We start from the raw sequence: 24,841 nt of genomic DNA, 5'->3' as shown, positions 1-24,841 counted from the left end.
TCACAACTCCCGCACGGCGAGGAGTGGCCCGGATCGGGCGTAGTCGACCACCGGTCCGTCCAGGCAGAGCAGGAGCGGTCCGAGCTGGCAGTGGCCGCAGTGGCCCGTGCCGCACTTCATGTTCCGCTCCAGCGACACCTGGATGCGCCGTGCGGGCACACCCCGTGCGAGCAGCGCCTGCGCGGTGTGGCGGATCATCACCTCAGGTCCGCAGAGCAGTGCGCGGGTGTCGTCGCCGAGCGGTCCGGCCCGGTCGAGCAGTGTGGTGACGACGCCGACCGCGCCCTGCCAGCCGGGGGTGGGGCGGTCGACCGTCACCTCGACCTGGGCCGAGGTCCGCCAGCTTTCCAGCTCGTCCCGGTAGAGGAGGTCCCCGGCGGTGCGGGCGCCCACCAGGACGCGGAGATCGCCGTACCGTTCGGGGTGGTCCAGCACCTGGTGCACCACCGGGCGCAGTGGAGCCAGTCCGATGCCGCCGGCGATCACCAGGACGTCCGTTCCGGTCGCCGAGTCCAGGTCCCAGCCGGTGCCGTAGGGGCCGCGCAGGCCGAGGACATCGCCGGGGCGCAGTCGGCACAGTGCTCCGGAGACGGCGCCGACCTCGCGCACGGTGTGCACCAGGGCGCCGTCGCGGCCTCGGATCGCGCTGACCGAGATCGGCACCTCGCCGACGCCGAAGGCGTGGACCATGGAGAACTGCCCCGGCAGGAAGGCGGGCAGCGCCGTTTCGACGGGCTGCAGTTCGAGCGACACGGCGTCCCCCGTCTCCGGCCGGAAGGCGGTCACCCGGTACGGGAGCGGTGGCGTGACGGTGCTCATGGCGCGCCCGTGCGAGGTGCGTAGAGGTCCAGCAGGCGGATCCGGGTGGCCCGGAGCCGTTCGCCGATCACCTCGGCGCAGCGCAGGGTCAGCTGGTACCCGAGGACCGGGTCCGCCGTGCAGAGCGCTCGGACCTCGTCGGCGGGGAACTCCCAGGCGTCCACCGGCCCGAGGGCCTGGGCCCCCAGGTGCCAGCGGTACGGCGGGAAGAGCCAGGACCAGCCGAGGAGTTGGCCCGGACCGACGGTCTGCACGACCGGCGGCGGGCGGCCGGGGACGTACAGGTCGAGGGCGACCTCACCGGAGCGGATCAGCCAGAAGCGGTCGGCCTGCCCTCCCTCGTCGAACAGCCGCCCGCCCGGGGGGAACGAGTTGTCGCGGGCGAGGGCGAGCAGCCGGTCCCGGTGTGCCTGGGGCAGCGCGTCGAGCAGGAACGGCAGCTCGGTCATGCCGGTTCCTCGCCGTCGTCCGCCGGTCGGCCGGCCCAGTCGTGCAGGGCGGCCGTCTCCTCGGTGATGTCGATCGCGACGGGGCACCAGACGATGCACCGCCCGCAGCCGACGCACCCCGAGGAGCCGAACTGGTCGTACCAGGTGCCCAGTTTGTGGGTGAGCCACTGCCGGTAGCGGCTGCGCGAGGAGGCGCGCACCGTTCCGCCGTGCAGGTAGGAGTGGTCCAGGTCGAAGCAGGAGTCCCACAGCCGCCAGCGTTCGGCGTGGTCGCCGGTCAGGTCGGTGACGTCCTGGGTGGTGGTGCAGAAGCAGGTCGGGCAGACCATGGTGCAGTTGCCGCAGGTCAGGCAGCGGGACGCGACGTCGTCCCAGCGCGGGGCGTCGAGCGTGCCCGCCATCAGCTGGTGCAGGTCGGCCTCCGGCATGGTGCGGCCCATCCGGTCGGCGGCGGCCGAGACCCGCTCGTGGGCGGCCGCACGGGTGGCGTCGTCGGCCCTTCTGCCGGGGAGTTCGGCGAGGACGTCGGCGCCCTCCGGGCTGCCGCTGCGGATCCAGAACCGGTGGCCGTCCTCGTCGTCGACCAGTTCGGTGAGCACCAGGTCGTAGCCAGGGCCGGCCGCCGGCCCGGTGCCCATGGAGACGCAGAAGCAGGTACCTCCGGGCTCGGTGCACTCCACCGAGACCAGGAACGCGCCCGAGCGCCGGCCCTGGTAGGTCGAATCGGCGTGCCGGCCTCCGGTGAGCACCCGGTCCTGGATCGCGATGGCCCGCAGGTCGCACGGTCGGACACCGAGGAAGGCGTAGCGGGGCGTCGGGGGGTCGTCCGCCTCGAAGGTGAGCTGTCCGTCGGCTCGTTCGGCCCGCCACTGGCGGACCCGGGCGGGGTGCAGGAAGGTCTTCCACGACTGCGGTCCGGCCGCGTTGGCGAAGGCCGCCGGGTCCGGCCGTTCCCGCAGCCGGTACTGCCCCGCCTCGAGTTCGACACCCCAGCCGTACGGCAGGCTCTCGGCGGACTCCAGCTCGTCGAGCACGATGGCACCGCCCCGTACGGTCGGGCCGATCACGGTGAAGCCGCGGGAGCGCAGGACGTCGACCAGGGCTGCCAGGCCTTCGCGGTCGATCACGGCCTCGTCGGCCGCCGGAGTGACCGGGGCGCTCATCAGGGCGTCCGCTCGTCAGTCATGGACCCGCGCCCGCCCGCGGGTGCCGGGGTTCCTCCAGCTGTTTCCGATCCGAGCCACTTCACTGCGGGGTACCTCCCTCTCCGGTTGTTCCGGTGCCGCGGACCTCTGCCGCCGTCCCTTCCCGCCACCGGCCCATCTGTTGCACAGAACCGCCCTGATGAGCAGGATTTCGGGCCCGACACAGCGCCGATAGGGCCGTACGGGCAGGCATCGGCCCGCTCATGGCCCGGTCACAGCCCGAGCGGCATCGGACGGCCGGCCGGCACCTCGGCCTGGTGCAGGTCGTGGACCACCGGTTCCCGGCCGCCCAGCACCCGGGCCCGTTCCTCGTCCCGGTGGTCGACGGCGACGACCAGGGCGAACCCGCTCCGCTCCCCCGCTTCCAGGGCGGCGGGCGTGTCCGCGAACACCGCCGCGTGTTCGGGCCGGGTGTGCAGCAGGCGCAGCGCGAGTTGGAGCAGCGCCGGGTTGGGCGGTCCGGCGAGCCCGTAGTGCTCGGTGTCCTCGGCGTCCACACTGACCGCCACCAGGTGGTCGAGGCCGGCCCGGTGCAGCATCGCCGGACAGTGCTTGCCGCTGGAGAACGCTCCCACCACGACGCCCACCGCCTGCAGGTCGAGCAGGACCCGGTGGGCGCCGGGACGGGCCTGCAGCCCTTCGGCGTCCAGCAGTTCCGTGAAGCGCTGGTCCTCGTGGTCGGCCAGGATCCGGCGCAGTTCCGCCTCGGCCGGGCCGAGATGGTTGCCGGCGAGGTCGACTCGACGGGTGGGCGGGCGGAGCAGCGCGGCCGCGATGTCCTCGTCGAGCAGGCCGGCCAGGTGGGCGGGCAGGTCGGCCGAGGTGGCCAGTGGGGGCCGCGCGTCGCCGGTGGCGCGGGCGTACTGGGCGGTGAAGGCGTGCAGGGTGTCGCGCCAGGCGGTGGTGCGCAGCGGCAGGGAGTCGGTGAGCACTCCGTCGGCGTCGAACACCGCTGCGTTGATGCGGCGCGGGTCCAGGAGCACCGTGACGGCGGAGCCGATCATGCCTCGGCCCGCCCTTCGATGTCGTCGAGGTCCCAGCGGAGCCGGTCGGTGAGGCCGGCGATCCCCTCGATCCGGGCGAGTTGGAGGCAGAGCGCGGCGGCGTCGCCGCGGGTGCGGGTGCGGCCGGCGACGGTCAGGCGGCCGCGTTCGCATCTGATGTGCAGCGAGCTCGGGACGACGCCGGTGCCCGGGGTGAGGGCGAGGGTCAGTGCCTCGTTGCGCATTTGCTCGTCGTCACGCCGCAGGGCGTCCAGGAGGTCGTGTGGTGAGACCGTGCCGGTCAGCCGGTCCTCGCCGTCGACCACCGGCAGGTGGTGGATCGACCTCTGGTGGACGGTGGCCACTGCCTCGGCGACGGTCCGGTCCTCCGCCACGGTGACGGCCGGCGCGGTCATCAGGTCGCGGGCGAGGAGCTCCGCCGTGTTCGGCTCGGCGTAGGCGGCCAGCAGGTCGGAGGCGGCGACGACGCCGGTCACGGTGCCGTCCGGGGCGACGACGGGCAGGACGCCGCGCCGGGACGCGGTGATGGCGGCAACCATGGTGGCGAAGTCGGTGTCGGGGGTGACTGCGACGGCAGGGCGGCTCATGCAGGTCCGGACGAGGGCCCGGCCGGGGATGCGCGTGTGGCCCGGGTCGGCGAAGCCCACGGTCGAAGTGCCGTCGAGGATGCTGTGGTTCATGGTACTCAGTCCTCTTCGGCGGCCGCCGGGCGGCGGAGCCGTCGCAGGTAGGGGTCGAAGGACGGCCTGGGTTCCAGCCGGGCCCGGGCGTCCACGCAGAGCACTCCGTCGGGCCGGGCGATCAGCGGGTTGAGGTCGAGTTCGGCGAGCTGTGGGAGGTCGGTGGCCAGGTGGGAGAGCCTGGCGAGGACGTCCTGGACGGCGGCCAGGTCGACGGCGGGTGCGCCCTGGTGGCCCGACAGCAGTGCGGAGCCGCGCAGTTCGGCGGGCATGGTGGCCAGGTCCCGTTCGGTCAGCGGGGCGAGCCTGGCGGCCCGGTCGTCCAGTACCTCGGTGGCGGTGCCGCCGAGGCCGAGGAGGACCAGTGGTCCGAAGACCCGGTCCTGGACGACTCCGGCGAGCAGTTCCAGCCCGGGTGCGGCCATCGGCTGGACCACCACGCCGGTGAGCCGGCTGCCGAACCGTTCGGTGAACTCCCGGAAGGTCTGGCGGACTTGGGTGTCCGTGGCCAGGCCGGTGCGGACCGCGCCGGCCGCGCTCTTGTGGACCTGGCCCGGCCAGTACGCCTTGAGCACGACCTCGCGCCGGTGTCCGAGCTGTCGCAGCGACTGGGCGGCGACGACGGTTCCGTGTTCGTCCGGGGTCCAGATCGAGATGGTCAGCGGTAGGCCGTAGCAGTCGAAGAGCTCGACGGTCAGGGCCGGGTCGAGCCAGCCGCCGCCCGGGTTCGCGGTGAGGAAGGACTCGACCAGGCGCCGGGCGGCGGCCGGGTCGCAGCCGGGCGGGGCCGCGGCCTCGGGGCTGGGCGGCTCGGCCAGTCGGCGGGCCCGGTCGCGGGCGTGGGCGAGCGCCCGCGCGGCGTCCTGCGGGTCGGTGTACGAGGGGATGTGCCCGCCGTCGGCGCAGGTCAGCAGGCGGACCGGTACCTCCTGGCTGAGCAGTACGGCGGCGAGGGGGATGCGGCGGTGCGCGGGGCCGTCGAGCAGGGCGCGGAGGGGATCGTCCTGCGCTGCGGTGGTCAGTGCGGTGGGGACCAGGCAGACCAGCAGGGCGTCCACCGCCCGGCTGCGCGACAAGGTGTCCAGGCAGGCGGCGAGTTGGCCGGGGGTCACGGCTGCGGTGGTGTCCACCGGGTTGGCGGTCGAGGCGCTGCCGGGGAGCAGGTCGCGCAGCTCGGTGACCAGGTCGGAGGGCAGTTCGAGCTGGGTCAGCCCGGTGTCCGCGCAGGCGTCGGCGGCCAGGATGCCGACACCGCCCGCGTTCGAGACGACGGCGACCGCGCAGCGTGCCGAGGGCAGCGGCTGGCTGTGCAACAGGGCGGCGGTGTCGACGAGTTCGGCGATGCTGCGGGTCGCGGTGATCCCGGCCTGGCGGAACAGGGTCTCGCGGGTGACGGTCGGGGTGGCTGCCGCGGCGGTGTGCGAGGCGGCGCCCCGGCGCCCTGCGGGCGAGCGTCCGGCGTCGACGGTGAGGATCGGGAACCTGCGGGTGACCCGGCGGGCGGTGCGGGAGAAGGCGCGCGGGTTGCCGAAGGACTCCACGTGCAGCAGGGCGAGGTCGGTGCGGCCGTCGCTCTCCCACCACTGCAGCAGGTCGTTGCCGCTGACGTCGTACTTGTCACCGAGCGAGACGAAGCTGGAGACCCCGATGCCCAGCCAGGCCAGCCGCTCCAGCAGCGCGATCCCGACTCCGCCGGACTGCACCGCGACCCCGGCCGTGCCGGGCAGCGGGAAGGCGCCGCCGAACTCGGCGTCCAGTCGGATCGCGGGGTCGGTCTGGGCGATGCCCAGGCTGTTCGGGCCGACCAGCCGCATCGAGTGGCGGCGGCAGACGTGCATCAACTGCCGCGCGGCATCGGCGTCCAGACCGGAGGTGAGTACCACCAGCGCCCGCACTCCGGCCCGGCCGCACTCCTCGGCGGCGCTCGCCACCGCGATCGGCGGCACCGCCAGCACGGCGAGGTCCGGGGTGCCGGGCAGGGTGCTCGGCGAAGGGTAGGCCCGCTCGCCCGCGATCTCGGCGGCGTACGGGTTGACCGCCCACAGCTCGCCGGTGAAACCGGCCTGCCGGATCTTCAGCAGCACGGACTGACCGACCGAGCCCGGCCGCCGGGAGGCACCCACCACCGTGACGGACGCCGGGCGCAGCAGGGCGGCCAGGCTGGCGACGTCGGCGCTGCGGCCCCGCTCGTCCACGGCCTCGCGGTAGTGCTCGTCCGCCTCGTCGAGCGGGACGTGGACCCGTACCTCGCCCTGCTCGAAGCGGCGGCGCACCGGCAGGCCGAGGTCGGAGAAGACCCGGTGCACGGCCCGGTTGTCCGCGAGGGTGTCGGCCTCGAAGGTGTGGATGCCATTCTGCCGTGCCGCGTGGACCAGGTGTTCCAGCAGCAGGGTGGCGACGCCCCGGTGGTGCCAGTCGTCGGCGACGGCCAGGGCGAGTTCGGCCGCTTCCGGGTGTCCCGGGACCGTCTCGCAGTCGGCCTCCCCGACCAACTCTCCGCCCGCCCAGGCGCCCAGTGCCAGGAGCTCGGGTCTCGGCGGCCCGGACAGCCGCTCGGCCGCCAGTTGCGGGGCACGCCGACTCGCGCCGAAGAAGCGCAGCCTGCGACTGTCATCCGACATCCGCTCCGCGTGCAGTCCGAGGACGGCCGCGTGGTCGGACGGTCCCAGTGGCCGGATCGACACGGTGGTCCCGTCGGCGAGCAGCGCCTCGACGGAGCGCGGCGGGTGCTGAGCGGTGGACATGGCGCCTCCTCGGTCCATGGCGCTCCCGAGCAGTACACCTCCACCATCCGTCCCCGCCGCGCGGTCCCGACAGGGCCGACCGACCCCGGGGCTTCCCCGACCGATCCGCGCGAAGGGGCCGCCCGGTCCCGCCCAGCGGTCCGAACGGCCCTCCCCGGCAGTGGCCCGGGCCACCGAGGCTGGAAGCAGACCGGTGAAGTGCCGGCTCCGAACCGAAGGGAGCTCCCGATGAACGGCTCCACAGCCCCGACCGGCACCGGAAGCCGCCGCCCCGTGGTCGTGGGCGTCTCCCGCTCCGAGGCCAGCCGCTGGGCCGTGCGCTGGGCCTGTGACGCCGCCGCCTGGCGCGGCCTGCCGCTGCACCTGCTGCACGCCCAGGACTGGCCCACCGGCATCTCCCCGCAGACTGAGCCCGGACGGCCCGGGCACCACCGGCTGATCACGCTGCGGGCCCACGGCGAGGAGCTGCTCGAGACCGCCCGGCTGCTCGCCGCCGAACGCCACCCCGAGCTGGAGATCACCTCCCGGCTCGTCGAGGGGCGACCTGTGCGCGTGCTGCGCGAGGCCGCCGAAGAAGCGGCGCAGCTGGTCCTGGGCGGCCGGCACCTCACCGAGCCGCAGGCCACCTTGATGATCGCTTCCAAAGGCGCGTCCCTGGTGGGCCATCCCCCGTGCCCGGTGGTGCTCGTCCCCGAGCCCGAACCGGACACCTCCGGCGCCGGCCCGGTCGTGGTCGGCATCGACGGCTCCGCCGCCTGCGAGGCCGCGATCGGCTTCGCCTTCGAGGAGGCCTCGCTCGGGCAGACCGACCTGCAGGCGGTCGAGGTCCGCCGCCCGCGCGAGGCGGACCGCCCCGATCTCGTGGAGGAGTCGCTCCTCGACCTCTCCGAGTCGCTCGCCGGCTGGCGCGAGAAGTACCCGGACGTCCGGGTCAGGCACGAGGTGCTCACCGGCGACCCCGCCCAGATGCTCGCCACCGCCGCGCGGCACGCCCGCTGCCTGGTGATCGGCAACCGGGGACTCGGCGGCTTCCAGGGCCTGGTGCTCGGGTCGACCGGGCGCGTCCTGGTCAACCGCTGCCACCGCCCGCTCGTGGTGGTCCCGAGCGGATCCCGAAGCCGGTAACGAAAGGGAGCAGGCCATGTTCATGCAGCACGCGGGCTCGGCCGGGAAGTACCCGACCGGCGCCGGCGACCTCGGCCGCCGCATCGCCCTACGCAGGCAGCAGCTAGGGCTCAGCCGCCGGGAGACGGCCGCCCGGGCGGGCATGGCCGAGACGTACCTGGAGTACGTGGAGTCCTCGCCCGCCGCCGTCGACATCGCCGCGCTCACCAGGCTGGCCGGAACGCTCGGCACGACCCCCCAGCAGCTGCTCGGCGGCGGCCTCGACCTGCCGCCGGGCCGCGGACGGGCGAGCACCCGTCCGGTGCTGACCGAGCTCGGTGCTGCGGAGTGCTGGGCCAGGCTGGCTCCGGGCGGCGTCGGCCGCGTGGCCCTTAGTACCTCCGAGGGGCCCGTCGTCCTTCCGGTGAACTACCTGGTGCTGGACGGCACCCTGGTCTTCCGCACCACCGCGACCGGGTTGCTGGCCTCCGCCGTGGGCACGAACGTCGCCTTCGAGGTCGACCGACTGGACGAGGCGCTGAGCACCGGCTGGAGCGTCCTCGCCACCGGCACCACCGCGATCCTGGAGGACCAGGAGACCATCGAACACCTCACGCACCGCGGCTTCCCGACCCCCTGGGCCGGAGGAGATCGCGACGTCTGGGTCCGGATCGAGCCCACCGCCGTGACCGGCCGGATCATCCGGACCGAGCAGACGCCACCGCCGTCGGCCTCCAACCACTGAGCAGGGTGACGGTGCGCCGCTCACACTGGAGGCAGGCCGAGCGGAGGAGGCCAGCCAGGTGGACGCAGACGCCCGCGCGCACTCCTCCGCGCCCGGGGCACGGAGGGCGCCGCTCTCGGCCGCGGAGCCGGCGATGCCCGACCCCTGGACGCTGCGGTACGAGGGATTCGATCCCGTCCAGGAGGGCCTTCGCGAGGTCCTGTGCGCCGTGGGGAACGGCTACCTGGTCACCCGGGGCGCCGCCCCCGAGTCCCGGGCCGACGGCGTCCACTACCCCGGCACCTACCTCGCCGGGTGCTACGACCGCGCCACGTCCGCCGTCGACGGGCACCTCGTCGACAACGAAGATCTGGTCAACTGCCCGAACTGGCTGCCGCTCACCTTCCGCCCCGAGGGCGGCGAGTGGTTCGCCGGCCCACCCGTACGGCAGCGTCTGGAGCTGGACCTGCGCCGCGGTGTGCTCACCCGGCACGCGCTGGTGGCGGACCCGCAGGGCCTGCGCACCCGGATGGTCCAGCGCAGGGTCGCCAGTCAGGCCCAGCCGCACCTGGTCGCGCTGGAGACCACACTGGTGCCGGAGAACTGGTCCGGCCGGCTGGAGGTCCGCTCCGCGCTCGACGGGACGGTGACCAACACCGGCGTCGCCCGCTACCTCGGCCTGGCCGACCGCCATCTGGTCCCGGTCAGCCAAGGTTCGGGCGACGACGGCCTGCTCCGGTTGGAGGTCACCGCCGCCGGATCACCGCTGCACATCGCCCTCGCCGCGCGCACCCGGGTACACCACGCGAACACGCCGCTCCCGGTCGACCGCATCGGGGAGGTCGAGGACGGCTGGGCCGCCCAACTCCTCACCCTGGACGCCCTCATGGGCCGACCGGTCACCGTGGAGAAGACCGTCGCGGTGTACACCTCCCGCGACCCGGCGATCGGCGCTCCGCTGCGGGCCGCCCGGCTGCTCGCCGCGCAGGCCCCGGGCTTCGACCGACTGCTGGCCGAACACGCCCTGCGCTGGGCCGAGTTGTGGCGCCGCTGCCGGATCGAGGCCGACTTCGACGGCATCGGCTCGCTCCACCTGAACCTGTTCCACCTGCTCCAGACGTACTCCGAGCACTCCGTGGACCTCGACGTCGGCGTTCCCGCCCGCGGCCTGCACGGCGAGGCCTACCGCGGCCACGTCTTCTGGGACGAGCTCTTCGTCCTGAGGCTCCTCAACCTGCGCTTCCCCGAACTCACCCGGGCGGTCCTGCGCTACCGCCACCGCCGCCTGGACGCCGCCCGCCAGGCCGCCCGCCAGGTGGGCCTGCGCGGTGCGATGTACCCCTGGCAGAGCGCGAGCGACGGCCGCGAGGAGTCCCAGCGGCTGCACCTGAACCCGCTCTCCGGCCACTGGCTGCCCGACCACAGCCACCTGCAGCGGCACGTCGGATCGGCCGTCGCCTACAACGTCTGGCAGTACTACCAGGCCACCGGCGACCTCGACTTCCTCGCCACCGCCGGCGCCGAGATGCTCCTGGAGATCGCCCGCTTCTGGTCCTCATCCGCCACCTACGACCCCGGGCGCGGACGGTACTCGATCCGCGGCGTCCTCGGCCCCGACGAGTACCACGACGCCTACCCCTGGGCCGAGCGGCCGGGGGTGGACGACAACGCGTACACCAACGTCCTGGCCTCGTGGGTGCTGGCCCGGGCACTCGACACCGTCGAAGCGCTGCCCGGCTACCGGCGCGAGGAGCTCCTGGAACGGCTCGCCCTCGGCCCGCAGGAGCTGGACCGCTGGCAGGAGGTCAGCCGCCGACTGCACATCCCCTTCCACGACGGCGTGCTCAGCCAGTTCGACGGCTACGAGCGGCTGGCGGAGTTCGACTGGGCGGCGTACCGGCAGCGGCACCCCGATCTGAGGAGGCTGGACCGGATCCTGGAGGCCGAGGGGGACAGCGTCAACCGCTACAAGGCGTCCAAACAGGCCGACGTCCTGATGCTCTGGTACCTGTTCTCCGCCCGCGAGGTCCGCGACCTGCTGCGCCGACTCGGCTACCCGGCCGGGCACGAGCTGCTGCGCCGCACCACCGGCTACTACCTGCGCCGTACCGTGCACGGCTCGACCCTCAGCTCGGTGGTGCACGCCTGGGTGCTGACCCGCTCCGACCGCCGGGCCTCCTGGCGCCACTTCCGCGACGCGCTGACCGCCGACCTCCGGGACGTCCAGGGCGGCACCACCTGCGAGGGCGTCCACCTGGGCGCCATGGCGGGAGCCGTCGACCTGCTCCAGCGCTGCTACACGGGCCTGGAAATTCGCGAGGACGCCCTGTGGCTCGACCCCCACCTGCCTTCCGCGCTGGGCCACTTGGAGCTCGACCTGCGCTACCGGGGCCACTGGGGCGTGGAGCTCGCGCTCGACCACCGGCAGATCACGGTCAGCCTGCGCGAAAGCCGCCAGGAACCGGTCCAGGTCCGCTTCCGGGGCTCCCCGGTCACCATCCGACCCGGCGAGAGCCACCGCTTCACCCTCTGAGCGGGCCCGGTCTGCCGCACCGGCCCGGGCGGCTCACCCGCCGCCCCGGCCGTGCGTCCGGCCGGACCACAGCGGCTCCACCTACTCCTCCCCGCGCCGCCAGGCCCGACCTGCCGGTCCGTCCCGGGACCGGCGGCCCCACCCGGAGGGGCGGTCGGCCCCTGGCCGGCGGTGCGGCCGTGCGATGCCATGGAGGTAGCGGCCCGCCCCGGGCACATGGCGGAGCCCTGGTGAGTCAAGGAGCATGAGATGAAAGCCGCAGTGGGAGACCGGATCATCGTGGAGGGCACCCGGCCCGGCGTCACGCGCCGCGACGGCGAGGTCGTGGCGCTGCACCACGCCGACGGCAGCCCGCCCTACGACGTTCGCTGGTCGGACACCGGACGGGTGTCGGAGTTCTTCCCCGGCCCGGACGCCAGGGTCCACCACTACCCGCAACCGGGCCCCGAGAAGGAGACCGTGGAACCCGGAGGCCCACACCTCTTCGCGGACTGACCACTTCGAGGCACCGGTGTCACGGCCGCGAAGGGCGCGACCTGGCCGCACCGGCCCTCGCGGGGCTCATCGGCTTCGCGGTCGCCCACCTCCTGAGTGCCCGAGGTGTGCCGGCTCCAGGAACCAGCGACTGGCACCCCGACACGACGTGGGCAGAGTCCTCGCCACCGACGAGGCACACACCCGATCCGCCCGCCGCAAGAAGGGCACCAAGCCACGATGAACCGCTACGAACGGTAAAACGGCAAGCTCAGGCATCGGGGAAGAGGGGCCAGCCGGACATCAGACCGCCGTCGATGGTGAGGGTCTGGCCGGTGATGTAGCTGGCCTTACCGGAGCCGAGGTACTGGACGGCCGCCGCGATCTCCTCGGGGGTCCCGGGCCGGCCCAGCGGGAGCACGGCGTTGACTGCGGCGCGGACCGCGTCGGTGCCGGTGGCACGCTCGTACATGCCGGTCTGCGTATAACCCGGGGCGACCGCGTTGACACGGATGCCGTACCATCCAGCGTCGCAAGCGCGCGGGCGAGCTGGAACGGGCCGTGGAAGGGCGCGATCAGCACACTGCTACCGAGCCGGGCCCGCTCGGTCGCCGCGGCGGCGAGTGAGAGGACCACCAACGGATGGGCAACCGACCGGTAGGAGTCCGGCCAGGCCAGTCCTGGCACGTCGTACAGGCCCTGCCGCGGACGTTCGGGGAAGAGCACCCGCTCGAAAACCCACAGGCTGTCGTAGCCGATCCGCTCCGCTGCCCTCGCCGCCTCTGCCGGAGCGTGCGCGAGGTCGTACCACTTCATCTGCGGCAGCCCGAATCCCAAACGAATCGCCATGGACCGATCCTGGCTTCTGGTGCTCCAGGCCGCAGCCGCTGTACCCCCGTCCGCAGGATCCGTGCCTGCCGCCCGGCATCCTCCCCCGGAGAGCTACTCTCCTCCCTGCCGGTTCACGCAGGGCCTGGCGGCGTTCGTCGAGCGGGAGGGGCATGCGAAGGCGCCGAGGGCCACAAGGACGGTGGGACGTCGCCGAGCACCTGGCTCAACAACCAGTGAGGTCCTCCGGACACGTCCGTGCGGTCGGCCGCTGACCGTACGGGTCTCGCGAGGGCCCGGTGTGCCGCCCGTTCTCAGCCGGTGGAGCACTCCAGACGGTCGGTGACCGACACCACGCCGTCCACCGAGCGGCACAGACGCAGCACGATCGGCACCAGGTGGGGTGCCGCGATCGTGCCGCTGAGCGTCACCCTGCCCTGGTCGACCTCGACACCGACCTGCGCCGGGCTGACGCCCGCCACCTGGGCGAGGACGTCCTCCACGATCTCGTTGCGGATGGCGTGGTCGTCACGGAGGAAGACCCGCAGCAGATCGCTCCGGCTGACCATGCCCACCAGGCGGCCGTTTTCGTCGACCACCGGCAGTCGCTTGACCTGGTGCCGGTTCATCAGCCTGGCGGCGGCCACCACGCTCGTGCTGGGCGAGGTGCAGATGGCCGGGCTGGTCATCAACTCCCGTGCGGTGGCGGCTTCCCGACCCCCGGCTGCGGGCTCGGCGACCAGACCGGACGGGTCGTCCTGGGCGGCCTGTACCCGCATCAGGTCCGCCTCCGAGACGATGCCGATCGGGCGGTCGTCGCCGTCGACCACCGGCACGGCGGTGATGCCGAACTCGGTGAGCAGGGCCAGGACCCCCCGGAAGCCCGTCTCGGGCGCCACCCGGACGACCTCGCGGGTCATCACGTCCACAACGCTGCGGTGCTGCATCAACCGTCACCTCTCCCACCGCCTGCCCCGGTACGTTCGCCACAGTGTGCTGGTTCCACGATGCCCCGGGCCCGGGACACGTCACGAGGGGCTCCAGGGCCTCGGTCCGGGGGCCCAACGGCCCATGGCCGGGGCGACACCCGCGTCCCGTCGGCCGGTGCGATCGGAATGGCGGTTGCGAGAGGGCCGGTGGACCCACCGGGCACAGGCCCTGAGGCGGATGGCACAAGGACGTCGGAGTGGGAAGGTGGCCGGGTAGGAGCCCCCTGGAGGTGGTCGCCCGACCGGTCCGCCGGACCCTCCGACGGTGTACCGGCTTCGGACCCGCCGGCCGTTAGGCCACGTCCGGAGAGCCGTCCCGCCACAACCGGAGTCAGCGCCATGTCGAACGCCCGCATCACCGACCTGTACGAGGTGACGATGGCGCACTCGTACCTGCTGGAGGGGATGACCGCCCCGGCGACGTTCAGCCTCTTCGTCCGGAAACTGCCTCCGGACCGCGGTTTCCTGGTCGCGGCCGGACTGGAACCGGTCCTGGACCACCTGGCCGAGGTGCGGGTCGACGAGGAGGACGTCGCGGCGTTCGCCGCCGCGCTCGGCCGCCCCGCGCCGGAGCTCGCGCCACTGCGGGGGCTCGGCTTCACCGGCGAGGTACGGGCCGTGCCGGAGGGGCGGATCGTGCTCGCCGGGGAGCCGCTGCTGGAGGTGACGGCGCCGATCGCCGAGGCGCAGCTGGTCGAGTCGTACCTGCTCAACCAGGTGTGCCACCAGACGGCGGTCGCGTCCAAGGCGGCGCGCTGCGTGATCGCGGCGGCCGGGCGGCCGGTGGTGGACTTCTCGCTGCGGCGTACCCACGGCGCCGACGCCGGTGACCAGGCCGCCCGGCTGGGCGCGCTGGTGGGCTTCGCGGGGACCAGCAATGTCGCCGCCGCCCACCGCTACGGGCTGCCCGCCGTGGGCACGATGGCGCACTCGTACATCGAGGTGTTCGGCGACGAGGCGGAGGCGTTCCGGGCGTACGCGCGCGCCCACCCGGGGCCGGTGACCTTCCTGGTGGACACCTACGACACCGGGGCCGGGGTGGCGGTGGCGGCCCGGGTGCTGCGCGAGCTCGGGCTGCACCAGGGCTGCGGGGTGCGGCTGGACAGCGGGGATCTCGGAGCACTCGCGATGGCGGCGCGGCGGATCCTGGACGCGGCCGGGCTGCCCGGGGTGCGGATCACGGCGAGCGGCGGCCTGGACGAGTTCGCCGTCGAACGGCTGGTCCGCGAGCGGGCACCGATCGACCTGTTCGCCGTCGGCACGCTGGTGGGCGTGTCGGCGGACGCGCCGTACCTGGACGCGGCGTACAAACTGGTCGAGTACGACGGTCGGCCGATGATGAAGCTGTCCGCGGCCAAGGCCACCACTCCGGGCGCGAAGCAGGTCTTCCGCGGCCCCGGTTTCACGGACACCATCGCGCTGCGGGACGAGCCGGTGCCGCCCGGCGCCCGGCCACTGCTGGAGACGGTGATGGCTCACGGGCAGCGCACCCGGCCGCCGCGTCCGCTCGCCGAGGCCCGCTCCGCCTTCGAGGCCGACCTCGCCCGGCTCCCGCCCGCCGCGCGCCTGATCGCCGGCCCCACCCCGCCCGAGGCCGCCGTCTCCGACCGGCTGCGCCGGTTCAGCGCCGAGGTACGGCGGCAGCTCGAAGCCGGGCTGCGCTCCGGACGGGACGTGCCCACCCTGCAACACTGACCGAGCACGGCGGACGAGGAGCCCGGCCCGGGCGGCGGGCAGCCTTCTCCCCCTCACTCGGCCCTGCCTTCTCTGGTTCCTGCCGCCCAGCGCCGCCGCACCGAGTCCTCCTGCTCGGCCTGCTCCAGGGCCAGGTCCGCGGCGGCCAACTCTGCGGTCAGGCGTGGGATCCAGTGGCGGCGCAGCGCGCGGACCCGCTGCCGGGTCCGGTCCTTCTCCGCTCCGACCAGGTGCGCGGCGGTACGGGCGACCGCGTACTCGGCCGCGGCCCGTACCGCCGCGCGGTAGGCGGTCTCGGCGTGCGCCAGGGCGGTGTTGCCCGGGGCGGGCTCGTCAGCGGACCGGACGGCATCAGTGCAGAGAGCGGCGGACGGGTGGCGCACGCCCATCGCGGTGACCCATTCGACGGTGACGTCCGCCCGGTCGGCCACGGCCACTGCTTCCAGCGCCCGTTCGCCGCCCAGCAGCAGCCCTCGCAGCAGCCAGGTCTCGGCCTCGCCCACCCTGCGGCACCAGATCCGCTCCGCCTCCTCCTCGGCCTCCCGCAGCTGTCGGTGCCGGTCGCTCAGGATCCGCAGTTTGCGCTCCAACAGGTCCGCGCCGCGCAGCGCGACCTGAAGGCCGTGGTGCAGGCGCAGTCGTCCTGCCCGGCCCGGCGGGGTGCGGCGCGGCGCGGTCATGTCGCACCGTGAAGGTCGAGCAACTCTGCCGGGATCATCGGGAGTTGGGCTCTCGGCAGGGTGAGCAGAACGTTCCAGGCCCGGGCGAGGGCCGCGTCCAGGAGCAGGTTCTCGTCGGCCCGCTGGGCCAGGAAGCGGTGCAGGTAGGCCTCGTCCAACGCCAGGTACCGGCGGTCGGTGGGGCTGAGCGCGGACTCACCGATCAGGTCTGCCAGTTCGCGCACCTGACGGGCCCGGGCGAGCGCGGCGAGCAGCTGGGCGGCGACGTCGAGGTGGTCGTCCCTGGTGCGGCCCGGCCCGGCGCCCTTGCGCATCAGGCGGGAGAGCGAGGACAGCGCGTCCACCGGCGGGTAGACCCCGCGGGCGTGGGCCGGTTGGGACAGGACGATCTGCCCCTCGGTGATGTACCCGGTCAGGTCGGGTACCGGGTGGGTGATGTCGCCCGCGGGCATGGTGAGCACCGGCAGGACGGTGACCGACCCCGGGCGGTCCACGATCCGTCCGCAGCGTTCGTACAGCGAGGCGAGGTCGCTGTAGAGGTAGCCGGGGTAGGCCCGCCGGGCGGGGATCTCGCCGCGTGCGGCGGACACCTCCCGCAGGGCCTCCGCGTACGCGGTCATGTCGGTCATCACCACCAGGACGTGGCGGCCCTGGTCGAAGGCCAGGTGTTCGGCGACGGTGAGCGCGAGGCGAGGGGTGAGCAGCCGTTCGATCACCGGGTCGTCGGCGGTGTTGAGCAGCAGCACCAGCTCGCCGGCTCCGGCGCGTTCGGCGAGCGCGTCGCGGACGAAGGACGCGTCGGCATGGGTGAGGCCCATCCCGGCGAACACCACGCTGAACGTCTCGCCGCCGCAGTTCGACTGGGCCGCGATCTGGACGGCCAGTTCGAGGTGCGGCAGGCCGGCCGCGGAGAAGACCGGCAGTTTCTGGCCCCGCACCAGGGTGGTGAGCACGTCGATCGCCGCGACCCCGGTCAGCACCGGTTCGGCGGGTGGCCTGCGGCGCACCGGGTTGATCGGGGCGCCGCCGACCGCCGCGTCGGTGGATCCGAAGACGGGCGGGCCGCCGTCGACGGGTTCGCCCCGGCCGTTGCAGACCCGGCCGAGCCAGCCGGTGCCGACCGGGATGCGCAGCGGGGTGCCCGCGAAGGCGACCCTGGTGGCGGCCGGGTCCATGCCCGTGGTGTCCTCCAGGACCTGCACCACGGCGAGGTCGCGGTCCACTTCCAGGACGAGGCCGTGGCGCTGCTCGCCGGAGTCGAGGGTGATCCGGACGAACTCGTCCCAGCCGACTCCGGTCACCCGGCCCACCACCAGGAGCGGCCCGCGCAGCTCGCGGACATCGGTGTACTCGACCTCGCCCCACGCCGTCACGGCAGCCCCCGGAGCGCGGCGAGCACGGCGTCCCGGCGGACCGCCACGGCGGCGGCGCCCTGCGGGTCCACCTCCTCGCGGGCGCGCAGCAGCGGGGTGAAGTCCACTTCCTCCACCGTGTCCACGGGGGTGCCGGAGTCGATCAGTTCGCGGCACTCGGCGATGACCGCGAGTACGGCCTCGGCCAGTGCGGCGGTCTTCTCCGGCGGGCAGTACGCGTCCTTCGGCGACAGGGCGTTCTGCTGGAGCACTCCTTCCCTGACCAGCCGGCCGCCGAGCACGCTGATCCGCTCCTGCGCGGGCAGTGCGGTGATGCCGACCAGGTCCACCAGGTCGGCCAGCCGGTCCGCTTCGGCGAGCAGGGCCGTGATCTGCTCGCGGCGCTGCGGCCAGGCCGGGTCGCCGGAGCCCGCGTGCGAGGCCGCGAGTGACGCGACGTCCCGGGAGAACGAGCCGGGCCAGGAAACGGCGGGGTAGTGCCTGGCGTAGGCGAGTTCCCGGTCGAGCGTCCACAGGCAGCGGACGAAACGCTCGGTGTGCGCGGTGACCGGTTCCGCCAGGTCCCCGCCCGGCGGCGAGACCGCACCCAGGACCGTCACGGACCCTGACGCGCCGCCCAGGGTGCGGACGGCGCCGGCACGTTCGTAGAAGGCCGCCAGTTCCGAGGCGAGACCGGCCGGATAGCCCTCCTCGGCGGGCAACTCGCCCATCCGGGAGGCGAATTCGCGCAGCGCCTCGGCCCAGCGCGAGGTCGAGTCGGCGATCACCACCACATCGAGGCCCATGTCGCGGAAGTACTCGGCCACGGTCGCACCGGTGTGCACGCTCGCCTCGCGGGCCATCATCGGCATGTTGGAGGTGTTGGCGATCACCACGGTCCGGTCGGCGAGCCTCCCGCCGGTGCGCGGGTCGTCGAGCTCCGCGAACTCCGCGATGACGTCCGCCATTTCGTTGCCGCGCTCACCGCAGCCGACGTAGACGATGACGTCCGCGTCGCACCACTTGGCGATCTGCTGCAGCAGCATGGTCTTGCCGGTGCCGAAGCCGCCCGGGACCGCTACGGTGCTGCCGCGGGCGACCGGGAAGAGCAGGTCGATGGCGCGCTGACCGGTGTTCAGGGGTACCCGGGCCTCGGTCCGTTCCCTGGCGGGACGCGGGCGGCGGACCGGCCACTCGACCGCCATCCGGACCTCGGTAGCGCCCACCACGCCCAGCACCGCCGTTGCGGAGTACTGGTCTTCGGGGGCGATCCGCTCCACCGTCCCGGCGTGCCCCGGTGGTGCCATGAGACGGAACGGCACCGGCCCGGTGCCGATCTCACCCAGCACACCGCCCTCCCCCACGTGTTCGCCCACCGTCACCCCCGGGACGAACCGCCAGGTACGGTCGTCGCCGCGGACGCCCCCGCCCGGAACGAGCCAGTCGCCACCACCGGCGAGCGGGCGCAGCAGACCGTCGAAGACCCCGCCCAGCAGCCAGGGTCCCATCGTCGCTCGCAGCGGGCCGCCTTGCGGGACGGCGGGGTGTCCCGGAGCCAGACCGCCCGTGTACTCGTACGCCTGCACGGTCGCCACCTCGCCGCCGATCGCCACCACCTCTCCCGGCAGCCGGTCCGGGCCGAGCAGCACCACGTCGTGCATCGCGGTGTCACCGGCGTACGCGATTTCGACCAGGGGCCCGGCCACCCGCAGGATCCGGCTCACGGCGCCCACAGCGTCTCCGCCTCCACGCTCACCCGGTCCAGTGCCCGCGCGGCCAGCGCCGGCAGGCCGAGATCGACGCGCCGGCCGGGAACCGAGGCCACCACTCCGCCCTCCGGGTGCTCGGTCAGCTGCGCGTCCGGTCCGAGCAGTCGGCGGGCCCGCGCCCGCAGTCCCTCACCGATCGCCGGGTCCGTCTCGTAGCGTTCGCGCAGGCGCTCGGTGACGCGGCGACGCAGCTGTGCGTATGCCTCACCCCGGACGGCGAGTTCGGCGGCTCCGGCCTGGCGGCGAGCCCGGGCGAGCTCTTCGGACTTGGCCTTCTCCCCCTCCGCCGTGCCCTCGCTCCGGGCGGATTCGACGATCGTCTCGGCCTTCGCCCGGGCGACTGCCACGGCCTCGGCGGCGTCCCGGCGCGCCGCGGCGAGTAGTGCCTCGGCGTCCGCACGGGCTACCCGCAGCAGCTCGGCCCGGACCGGCTCCAGGGCATCCGTGCCCGGTGCGGCGATCACGACGGCATCACCACGCAGAGCGGCCGACCGCTCTCCGACAGCGCGGAGCCGAGGGCCCGGCCCGCCGCCGGGGTGAGGATCACCAGCTCGACTCCTTCGGGCAGGTCAGCCCAGGCCCGCCGCACCGCCTCCGGCTGATCGGCGACGAGCACGGTCACTCCGGCCAGGGACCACCCGGCCACCCTGGTCCGTTCCCCGAGGGCGACGACCGCGCCCACCGTCAGGCCTTCCCGATCAGCAGGATCGCCACCACCAGCCCGTAGACCGCGATGCCCTCGGCGAGGCCGACGATGACCATCGCCCGGCCGAACAGCTCGGGTCGTTCGCTGAGCGCGGCGATGGCCGCGGCTCCGGTGTACGCCACGGCGAGGGCCGCACCGATCGATGCTCCCGCGACCGCGATGCTGGCGCCGATCAGCGCGGCCGGACCCAGCCCGGTGCTCGCGGCGGCCCCGGGGGTGGCGGCGGCCCGCGCTGGGCCGTCGAGCGCAGCCACCAGCAGCACCAGTGCGCCGGCCAGGAGCACGGCGTTCACTCCGATCAGCCAGCGCACCGCCGCCCGCCCGCGCCGCCGGGTCAGCAGGTGCACGCCGCCGAGCGCGGCGACCAGGGCCGGGAGCGCGATCAGCCAGGTGATCACCGGTTGACCTCCGTGTGTCGAACGGGCGGGTGCCAGGGGCGGAAGGGACGGCCCAGACCCTCGAAGACCCGGGAGAACAGCTCGTAGAACTCCAGTCGCAGTGCCTGGACCCCGGCCACCAGCGCCTCCAGCGCGAAGGTGAGCGCGTTTCCCACGGCGAACACCAGCACCGCCCCGGCCAACCCGCCCGCCCCCCGCCCGGCCAGGGCGGACGTGCCGCGCCAGACCACCTGGCCGAGCGCCGCGTGGGTGAGACCGAAGGCCGCGATCCGGGCGAACGAGACGGTGTTCGCGAAGATCCGCACCACCGTGTCGAGCAGTTCGACCCCGGTCTGCAGCACACCGCCCGCGCCGCCCGCGCTGTCGCCGTAGAGACCCGCGCCCGCGAGCACCAGCCCGCCCAGGGCGAGCACCAGCGCGGCGGTCGTGCACGGTGGCTGGTGCAGGTACAGTCCGGCGCCGGTGACACCGAGACCGAGGAAGAGCGCGAACCCGGCGGCTCCGGAGGTCGCGTACAGGGCTCTGGCCGGACCGCCCTCGCGCCACCGGTTCACCGTCCCGGCCGCGTAGGCGAGTGAGAGGAGCACTCCGCCGAGGCCCACCGCTGCGACGAGCAGCCGCTCGGGCTGCTCCAGCGGGTTCAGCCAGAGCACCGGCAGCACACCCGTCGGCCCGAAGAACTCCCCGTAGGCCACCCCGGCCAGTGTGCTCGCCAGTCCGGCCCCGGCCACGAAGGGCCAGAGGCCGCAGAGCGACGCCAGCCGACGCGGGCGGCCCAGCCGCAGCAGCAGAGCGGCCAGGAGCAGCAGCGCCCCGTGCCCGGCGTCGCCGAACATCAGGCCGAACATCAGCACGTACGCGATCCCGGTCGGCCAGGTGGGGTCCAGGTCCGCGTACGGCACCGTGCCGTAGGTCGTCACCAGCGGGGCGAACGCCCGGTGCACCGGGCCCCGGCCGCGCAGCAACGTCGGCGGATCGGTGCCGCGCGGCCTCCGCAGCGGCACCAGGCTTCCCCCGGCGGCTGCCAGTCGCCCGGCCACCCGCGGCACTTCGGCCGCCGGGCACCAGCCGCCGAGCGCTACCGCCTCGCCGCCCCGGACCGCACTCGCAGAGCGCTCCTCGACCTGGGCCTCTCCCGCCAGCAGGTCCAGACGCCCTTCCCGCTCCAACTCGTCGAGATCCGGCGGCGCCCCGGCCACGACAGCCGGCCCGGACCGGGTGGCCGCCATCCGCTGGAGCCGCCGCCCGGCCGGCCCCGGGGCGGCCTCCTCGATCCGGTCGATCTCCACGCATCCGGCATCGGCGATCCGTACCAGCACCTCGCGCAGCGCCGCCTGCGGGGCGACGATCGCCACCCGCTGCATGCGTACCGGAGCCACGGTCTCAGACCAGCGCATCTAGTACCTCCGGGGAGCCTCCACCATGCTCGGCCAGCTCCAGGGCGGCGCGTACCCGCCATGCGTCCGCGGACAGTACGGCGACGGCGCCCACCACCGGTTCGAGGCCGTACCGGGCCCCGCGCAACAGCCCACGGCCGTCCCGGTCGAGTGCCGTCCACCAGCGGGCCTCGGCCTGCCACAGTTCGTCCGGGCTCTCGATGCCGTCCACCGTCCAGCGTGCCGTCGGCACCAGCTGTCGCCGGAACTCCTCGAAGGAGGCCGCCTCGACGGCCCTGCGGCCGAGCAGCCGGGCCGCGTGCCTGGCGGCCGGACCCGTCAGCGGCCGGTCGGTGACGAACCGCCCACGGGCCGCCAGCAGGGCGGCGCGGCCTGCCGCCCACCGCTGCGCGGGAGGCGCCGCCTCGGCGGCCCGGACGGCGGCCGCGATCCGCATCGCCGTGCCCGTGGTCGCCAGGTCCTCGCCACCCGGGTCGCCCCAGGCCGAGGCGGCCAGCACGGCCCGGACCTCGCCCGGGCTACCGGCACGCGCCAACCGGTTCCACGCCGTGGCCAGTGCGCCGAGCCGGTACGGCTGCGGCGTCGGCACCCCCACGAGGGCTCGCAGACGGTCCTCGGTGTTGGCGATCTCGAACCCCGCCGCCAGCACGCGCACCGCGTTCGCCCCGGAGCGCGGCAGCCAGCCGGCGAGCACCCGCAGGTGCCACAGCAGCGTCGCGGAGACCGCCCGCTGCGCCTCGGTCACCGTGGCGTCGGCCGTCAGGAACCGTCGGTACGGGGTGGTCGCCAGCTGCCGCAGGGCCCCACCGAGTGACGCGGAGGCGGCCAGGTGTCCTACCGCCTGGGCCCCGAGGCAGCGGGACAGCAAACCTCTCGCCCGGGTCGCTCCGCCGACCCACCCGGCGCTCACCGGGGCCCCTCCGTCTCCTCCGGCGTCCGGAACGCCTCCGCCGCGATCCGCTCGACCAGGGCGGGCATCCGCTCCCGGGCCCGTCGGCGCGTCTGCTCGGCCGAACGTTCGGCCGCGCTCGACACCTGCACCACCTCCGCCTCAGCCGTTCGCCGAACCGCCGCGGCCGCCTCCTCCCGCACCTTCGGTGCCCGCGCCCGGGCCTGCGCGATCAGCTCCGCCGCCTGCTCGGCGCCGTCCCGGCGTAGCCGCTCGGCCTGCCCGGCGGCCTCGGCCCGGATCGCGGCCGCCTCCTCCTGGGCCTGCGTCAGCTGTGCGAGGGACGGTCCCAGTTCAGCGGCCAGCTCAGCGGCCCGGTCGGCCGGGACGCCGGTCGCGGCCGCCCCGGGTGTACCGGTGGGGCGGAACCGTGCCAAGAAGTCGCGGAATCGCACCAGTGGAACTCCCCTGTGGGTGGTTCCCCCCACTTCAGTGTCCACGTGCGGCCGTCCCTGTCGCCCTGGACAGGGCCGTCCGCCGGAGCTTCTCCGGCGGCCCGTGACGGCGGCCGGTGAAGCCGGGCGACAGTGGTGACCTCGTCGGACCCGAAGCCCGGGGGCGCGACCGGACGGCGGGTGTCGACGCTCACCGCGTGGGGCGCGGTCAAGTCTGTCGCGCCGCGCTAAATTCCCGATAAAATTACCCGTGGTGTGCCGGGAAGCCTGGTCGGCTCGGGGGACGACTGCAGCGAACGGGCGGCGGTGACCCCGCTTGACGTGATGGGGTTCTTCGCAGATGCACTCCGTGGGGATCGTTCTGTTCCTGGTGGCCCTGGCCACCGCCGTGGCCACCTTCGCCAGGCGCTGGCGAGTCCCCGCCCCCTCTCTGCTGGTCCTCGCCGGGCTCGGAGTGGCGCTGGTACCCGGCGTGCCCAGACTGCACATCCCTCCGCAGACGATCGCGCTGGTCGTGCTCCCGCCGCTGCTGTACGCCTCGGCGGAGGAGTTGTCGTTGCGCGATCTGCGAATGGTGTGGCGGCCGGTCACGATCCTCGCTTTCGGCCTGGTCTTCGCCTCGGCCGCGGCAGTGGGCTTCACGGCCGTCGCCGTGACCGGGCTACCGCCCGCGATGGCCTTCGTGCTCGGTGCGGTGCTGGCCAGCACCGACCCTGTCGCCGTCACCGCGCTCGGCCGCCGTCTGGCGCTACCCGGCCGTGTCCAGGTCCTGGTGCAGGCGGAGAGCCTCTTCAACGACGCCACCTCCCTCGTTCTCTTCAAGGTCGCCGTCGGCATCGCGGTGGCCACGGGCGGTGCGGTGAGCCTGCCCGCCGCTGGCGGGGAGTTCCTGCTCCTCGGCGGCGGCGGAAGCGTGGTCGGCGCCGCCGTCGCCGGCCTGGTGTGGCTGATCCGCCGCCGCACCACCGACCCGGTGCTGGAAACCGTCATCGCCCTGGTCACGCCGTACGCGGCGTACGTACTGGCGGAGTCCGCACACACCTCCGGCATCACCTCGGTCGTCGTCGCGGGTGTCCTGCTCGGCCGCTCCGGCCACCGTCTGAGCGACGCCCGCATCCGCCTGCAGTTGCACGCCGTCTACGCGGTCGTGGTGTTCGTACTGGAGAGCGTGGTCTTCAGCATCGTGGGGCTGGAACTGCCGGCCCTGGTCCACGACCTGCCCAGGGAGACCGGCTGGTGGCCGCTCCAGGCCCTCGCCCTGGCGGCGGTACTGATCGCCGTCCGAGTGGCGTGGACCCTGCCACTGACCCGCGCGGTCAAGCCCAGCCGTGGACGCCTCTCCTGGCGGGTGGCCGGGGTGGTCACCTGGGCCGGCACCAGGGGGGTCATGCCGCTGGCCGCCGCCCTGTCCATCCCCCTCACCGCCGACGGCGGCAGCCGGCTCGCCGGGCGCCCGCTCGTCCTCGTGCTCACCACCGCCGTCGTCGTGTTCACCCTGGTCGTTCAGGGCCTCAGCCTGGCCTCTGTGGTCAACCGCTCCGGCATCGCCCTGGAGCCCGAGCACACGGTCCGCGAGGAGGACGACGCCCGCGACGCCCTCAACCGCGCCGCGCTCGACCACGTCGAGCACCTCGCCGCGCTGGAGGCCATGCCCGAGCCCGTCATCGACCGCGTCCACCGGGGCCTGACGGCACGCCTCGACCACAGCATCGACGGCCCGGACGGCACCACCGTGGACGCCGCCTACCGGGAACTTCGGCACGAGGTGCTAGCCGTCCAGAACGCCGAGCTGCACCGCCTGTACGACGGACACCGCATCAGCGACACCACTCGCCGACGCCTTCAGCACGAACTCGACCGCGAGGAAGCCGCACTCGGCACCCGGTGACGGAGCCACGCCCCCGGCCATCCCGTTCTGTTCCGGTCACCGCAGCACCGACCGCACCC

The 24,841-nt window shown here is 74.1% G+C and carries 23 protein-coding genes and 1 pseudogene; 6 read left to right on the top strand and 18 right to left on the bottom strand.

What is annotated here, in order from left to right:
* From ABD369_RS13740 to ABD369_RS13715, 6 genes are all read right to left on the bottom strand, one after another.
* Positions 1-819 carry an FAD/NAD(P)-binding protein gene (locus tag ABD369_RS13740; protein ID WP_344636638.1) on the bottom strand — a complete coding sequence of 273 codons (819 nt, stop codon included), beginning with the start codon at positions 817-819 and terminating at the stop codon, positions 1-3.
* Positions 816-1,268: a cyclic nucleotide-binding domain-containing protein gene (locus ABD369_RS13735; RefSeq protein WP_344636637.1), complete on the bottom strand. Its 453-nt coding sequence runs from the start codon at positions 1,266-1,268 to the stop codon at positions 816-818. Before ABD369_RS13735 ends, ABD369_RS13740 begins: the two co-directional genes overlap by 4 nt.
* Positions 1,265-2,431 carry a 4Fe-4S dicluster domain-containing protein gene (locus tag ABD369_RS13730; protein ID WP_344636636.1) on the bottom strand — a complete coding sequence of 389 codons (1,167 nt, stop codon included), beginning with the start codon at positions 2,429-2,431 and terminating at the stop codon, positions 1,265-1,267. The genes ABD369_RS13735 and ABD369_RS13730 overlap by 4 nt, the downstream gene beginning before the upstream one ends.
* A 254-nt stretch (positions 2,432-2,685) precedes the next feature.
* Entirely contained in the window at positions 2,686-3,477 is a 792-nt protein-coding gene (locus tag ABD369_RS13725; protein ID WP_344636635.1) for an HAD family hydrolase, read from the bottom strand.
* Positions 3,474-4,157 carry a CBS domain-containing protein gene (locus ABD369_RS13720; protein ID WP_344636634.1) on the bottom strand — a complete coding sequence of 228 codons (684 nt, stop codon included), beginning with the start codon at positions 4,155-4,157 and terminating at the stop codon, positions 3,474-3,476. Before ABD369_RS13720 ends, ABD369_RS13725 begins: the two co-directional genes overlap by 4 nt.
* A 5-nt stretch (positions 4,158-4,162) precedes the next feature.
* Positions 4,163-6,901: a bifunctional acetate--CoA ligase family protein/GNAT family N-acetyltransferase gene (locus ABD369_RS13715; RefSeq protein WP_344636633.1), complete on the bottom strand. Its 2,739-nt coding sequence runs from the start codon at positions 6,899-6,901 to the stop codon at positions 4,163-4,165.
* A gap of 228 nt (positions 6,902-7,129) precedes the next feature.
* On the opposite strand from ABD369_RS13715, the gene ABD369_RS13710 reads away from it, so the two are divergent.
* The 4 genes from ABD369_RS13710 (at position 7,130) to ABD369_RS13695 (ending at position 11,757) form a co-directional block, all read left to right on the top strand.
* The gene (locus tag ABD369_RS13710) at positions 7,130-8,026 is read left to right on the top strand and encodes a universal stress protein (RefSeq protein ID WP_344636632.1); all 897 of its coding nucleotides are present in this window, start codon (positions 7,130-7,132) and stop codon (positions 8,024-8,026) included.
* A 16-nt stretch (positions 8,027-8,042) separates the two neighbouring features.
* Positions 8,043-8,750 carry a helix-turn-helix domain-containing protein gene (locus ABD369_RS13705; protein WP_344636631.1) on the top strand — a complete coding sequence of 236 codons (708 nt, stop codon included), beginning with the start codon at positions 8,043-8,045 and terminating at the stop codon, positions 8,748-8,750.
* Positions 8,751-8,883: 133 nt separating this feature from the next.
* The gene (locus tag ABD369_RS13700; protein WP_425557615.1) at positions 8,884-11,262 is read left to right on the top strand and encodes a glycoside hydrolase family 65 protein; all 2,379 of its coding nucleotides are present in this window, start codon (positions 8,884-8,886) and stop codon (positions 11,260-11,262) included.
* A gap of 249 nt (positions 11,263-11,511) precedes the next feature.
* On the top strand, positions 11,512-11,757 hold the full coding sequence (locus ABD369_RS13695) for a DUF1918 domain-containing protein (RefSeq protein ID WP_344636629.1): 246 nt from the start codon (positions 11,512-11,514) through the stop codon (positions 11,755-11,757).
* A 250-nt stretch (positions 11,758-12,007) separates the two neighbouring features.
* On the opposite strand, the gene ABD369_RS13690 is transcribed toward ABD369_RS13695, so the two are convergent.
* The 3 genes and pseudogenes from ABD369_RS13690 to ABD369_RS13680 form a co-directional block, all read right to left on the bottom strand.
* Positions 12,008-12,250 (bottom strand): SDR family NAD(P)-dependent oxidoreductase, encoded by a 243-nt coding sequence (locus ABD369_RS13690; protein ID WP_344636757.1) that lies wholly within the window; start codon positions 12,248-12,250, stop codon positions 12,008-12,010.
* Positions 12,251-12,267: 17 nt separating this feature from the next.
* Positions 12,268-12,552: pseudogene (locus ABD369_RS13685) on the bottom strand (LLM class flavin-dependent oxidoreductase); the annotation flags it as partial.
* 326 nt (positions 12,553-12,878) lie between these two features.
* A complete protein-coding gene (locus ABD369_RS13680) occupies positions 12,879-13,511 on the bottom strand; it encodes a CBS domain-containing protein (RefSeq protein WP_344636628.1) in 633 nt (210 codons plus the stop codon).
* A 381-nt stretch (positions 13,512-13,892) separates the two neighbouring features.
* Between ABD369_RS13680 and ABD369_RS13675 the strand changes: the two genes are divergently transcribed.
* The gene (locus ABD369_RS13675) at positions 13,893-15,248 is read left to right on the top strand and encodes a nicotinate phosphoribosyltransferase (RefSeq protein ID WP_344636627.1); all 1,356 of its coding nucleotides are present in this window, start codon (positions 13,893-13,895) and stop codon (positions 15,246-15,248) included.
* 53 nt (positions 15,249-15,301) lie between these two features.
* Here ABD369_RS13675 and ABD369_RS13670 read toward each other — a convergent pair whose 3' ends face one another.
* The 9 genes from ABD369_RS13670 to ABD369_RS13630 are packed head-to-tail and all read right to left on the bottom strand — an operon-like array spanning position 15,302 to position 22,894.
* Positions 15,302-15,928 carry a V-type ATP synthase subunit D gene (locus ABD369_RS13670; RefSeq protein WP_344636626.1) on the bottom strand — a complete coding sequence of 209 codons (627 nt, stop codon included), beginning with the start codon at positions 15,926-15,928 and terminating at the stop codon, positions 15,302-15,304.
* Positions 15,925-17,301: a V-type ATP synthase subunit B gene (locus tag ABD369_RS13665; protein ID WP_344636625.1), complete on the bottom strand. Its 1,377-nt coding sequence runs from the start codon at positions 17,299-17,301 to the stop codon at positions 15,925-15,927. The genes ABD369_RS13670 and ABD369_RS13665 overlap by 4 nt, the downstream gene beginning before the upstream one ends.
* A complete protein-coding gene (locus ABD369_RS13660) occupies positions 17,298-19,013 on the bottom strand; it encodes a V-type ATP synthase subunit A (RefSeq protein WP_344636624.1) in 1,716 nt (571 codons plus the stop codon). Before ABD369_RS13660 ends, ABD369_RS13665 begins: the two co-directional genes overlap by 4 nt.
* A complete protein-coding gene (locus tag ABD369_RS13655) occupies positions 19,001-19,513 on the bottom strand; it encodes a hypothetical protein (protein WP_344636623.1) in 513 nt (170 codons plus the stop codon). Before ABD369_RS13655 ends, ABD369_RS13660 begins: the two co-directional genes overlap by 13 nt.
* Positions 19,510-19,731 (bottom strand): hypothetical protein, encoded by a 222-nt coding sequence (locus ABD369_RS13650; RefSeq protein WP_344636622.1) that lies wholly within the window; start codon positions 19,729-19,731, stop codon positions 19,510-19,512. Before ABD369_RS13650 ends, ABD369_RS13655 begins: the two co-directional genes overlap by 4 nt.
* 2 nt (positions 19,732-19,733) lie before the next feature.
* Positions 19,734-20,153: an ATP synthase subunit C gene (locus tag ABD369_RS13645; protein ID WP_344636621.1), complete on the bottom strand. Its 420-nt coding sequence runs from the start codon at positions 20,151-20,153 to the stop codon at positions 19,734-19,736.
* Entirely contained in the window at positions 20,150-21,550 is a 1,401-nt protein-coding gene (locus tag ABD369_RS13640) for a V-type ATPase 116kDa subunit family protein (protein ID WP_344636620.1), read from the bottom strand. Before ABD369_RS13640 ends, ABD369_RS13645 begins: the two co-directional genes overlap by 4 nt.
* Complete coding sequence (locus ABD369_RS13635; protein WP_344636619.1) at positions 21,537-22,460, bottom strand: hypothetical protein; 924 nt, start codon at positions 22,458-22,460, stop codon at positions 21,537-21,539. The genes ABD369_RS13640 and ABD369_RS13635 overlap by 14 nt, the downstream gene beginning before the upstream one ends.
* Complete coding sequence (locus ABD369_RS13630) at positions 22,457-22,894, bottom strand: V-type ATP synthase subunit E family protein (protein WP_344636618.1); 438 nt, start codon at positions 22,892-22,894, stop codon at positions 22,457-22,459. The genes ABD369_RS13635 and ABD369_RS13630 overlap by 4 nt, the downstream gene beginning before the upstream one ends.
* Before the next feature lie 340 nt (positions 22,895-23,234).
* On the opposite strand from ABD369_RS13630, the gene ABD369_RS13625 reads away from it, so the two are divergent.
* Positions 23,235-24,782, top strand: a complete 1,548-nt coding sequence (locus ABD369_RS13625; RefSeq protein WP_344636617.1) for a Na+/H+ antiporter — start codon at positions 23,235-23,237, stop codon at positions 24,780-24,782.
* Positions 24,783-24,841 lie beyond the last annotated feature (59 nt).

Source organism: Kitasatospora cystarginea, from assembly GCF_039533515.1.
Taxonomy (GTDB): domain Bacteria; phylum Actinomycetota; class Actinomycetes; order Streptomycetales; family Streptomycetaceae; genus Kitasatospora; species Kitasatospora cystarginea.
This window is presented reverse-complemented; position numbering and strand designations above follow the sequence as displayed.

Coding starts and splice junctions, on each gene's coding strand:
- ABD369_RS13710 (WP_344636632.1), top strand. CDS start 7,130: ATGAACGGCTCCACAGCCCCGACCGGCACCGGAAGCCGCCGCCCCGTG.
- ABD369_RS13730 (WP_344636636.1), bottom strand. CDS start 2,431: ATGAGCGCCCCGGTCACTCCGGCGGCCGACGAGGCCGTGATCGACCGC.
- ABD369_RS13740 (WP_344636638.1), bottom strand. CDS start 819: ATGAGCACCGTCACGCCACCGCTCCCGTACCGGGTGACCGCCTTCCGG.
- ABD369_RS13670 (WP_344636626.1), bottom strand. CDS start 15,928: ATGACCGCGCCGCGCCGCACCCCGCCGGGCCGGGCAGGACGACTGCGC.
- ABD369_RS13725 (WP_344636635.1), bottom strand. CDS start 3,477: ATGATCGGCTCCGCCGTCACGGTGCTCCTGGACCCGCGCCGCATCAAC.
- ABD369_RS13735 (WP_344636637.1), bottom strand. CDS start 1,268: ATGACCGAGCTGCCGTTCCTGCTCGACGCGCTGCCCCAGGCACACCGG.
- ABD369_RS13720 (WP_344636634.1), bottom strand. CDS start 4,157: ATGAACCACAGCATCCTCGACGGCACTTCGACCGTGGGCTTCGCCGAC.
- ABD369_RS13680 (WP_344636628.1), bottom strand. CDS start 13,511: ATGCAGCACCGCAGCGTTGTGGACGTGATGACCCGCGAGGTCGTCCGG.
- ABD369_RS13675 (WP_344636627.1), top strand. CDS start 13,893: ATGTCGAACGCCCGCATCACCGACCTGTACGAGGTGACGATGGCGCAC.
- ABD369_RS13700 (WP_425557615.1), top strand. CDS start 8,884: ATGCCCGACCCCTGGACGCTGCGGTACGAGGGATTCGATCCCGTCCAG.
- ABD369_RS13695 (WP_344636629.1), top strand. CDS start 11,512: ATGAAAGCCGCAGTGGGAGACCGGATCATCGTGGAGGGCACCCGGCCC.
- ABD369_RS13715 (WP_344636633.1), bottom strand. CDS start 6,901: ATGTCCACCGCTCAGCACCCGCCGCGCTCCGTCGAGGCGCTGCTCGCC.
- ABD369_RS13625 (WP_344636617.1), top strand. CDS start 23,235: ATGCACTCCGTGGGGATCGTTCTGTTCCTGGTGGCCCTGGCCACCGCC.
- ABD369_RS13705 (WP_344636631.1), top strand. CDS start 8,043: ATGTTCATGCAGCACGCGGGCTCGGCCGGGAAGTACCCGACCGGCGCC.
- ABD369_RS13640 (WP_344636620.1), bottom strand. CDS start 21,550: ATGCGCTGGTCTGAGACCGTGGCTCCGGTACGCATGCAGCGGGTGGCG.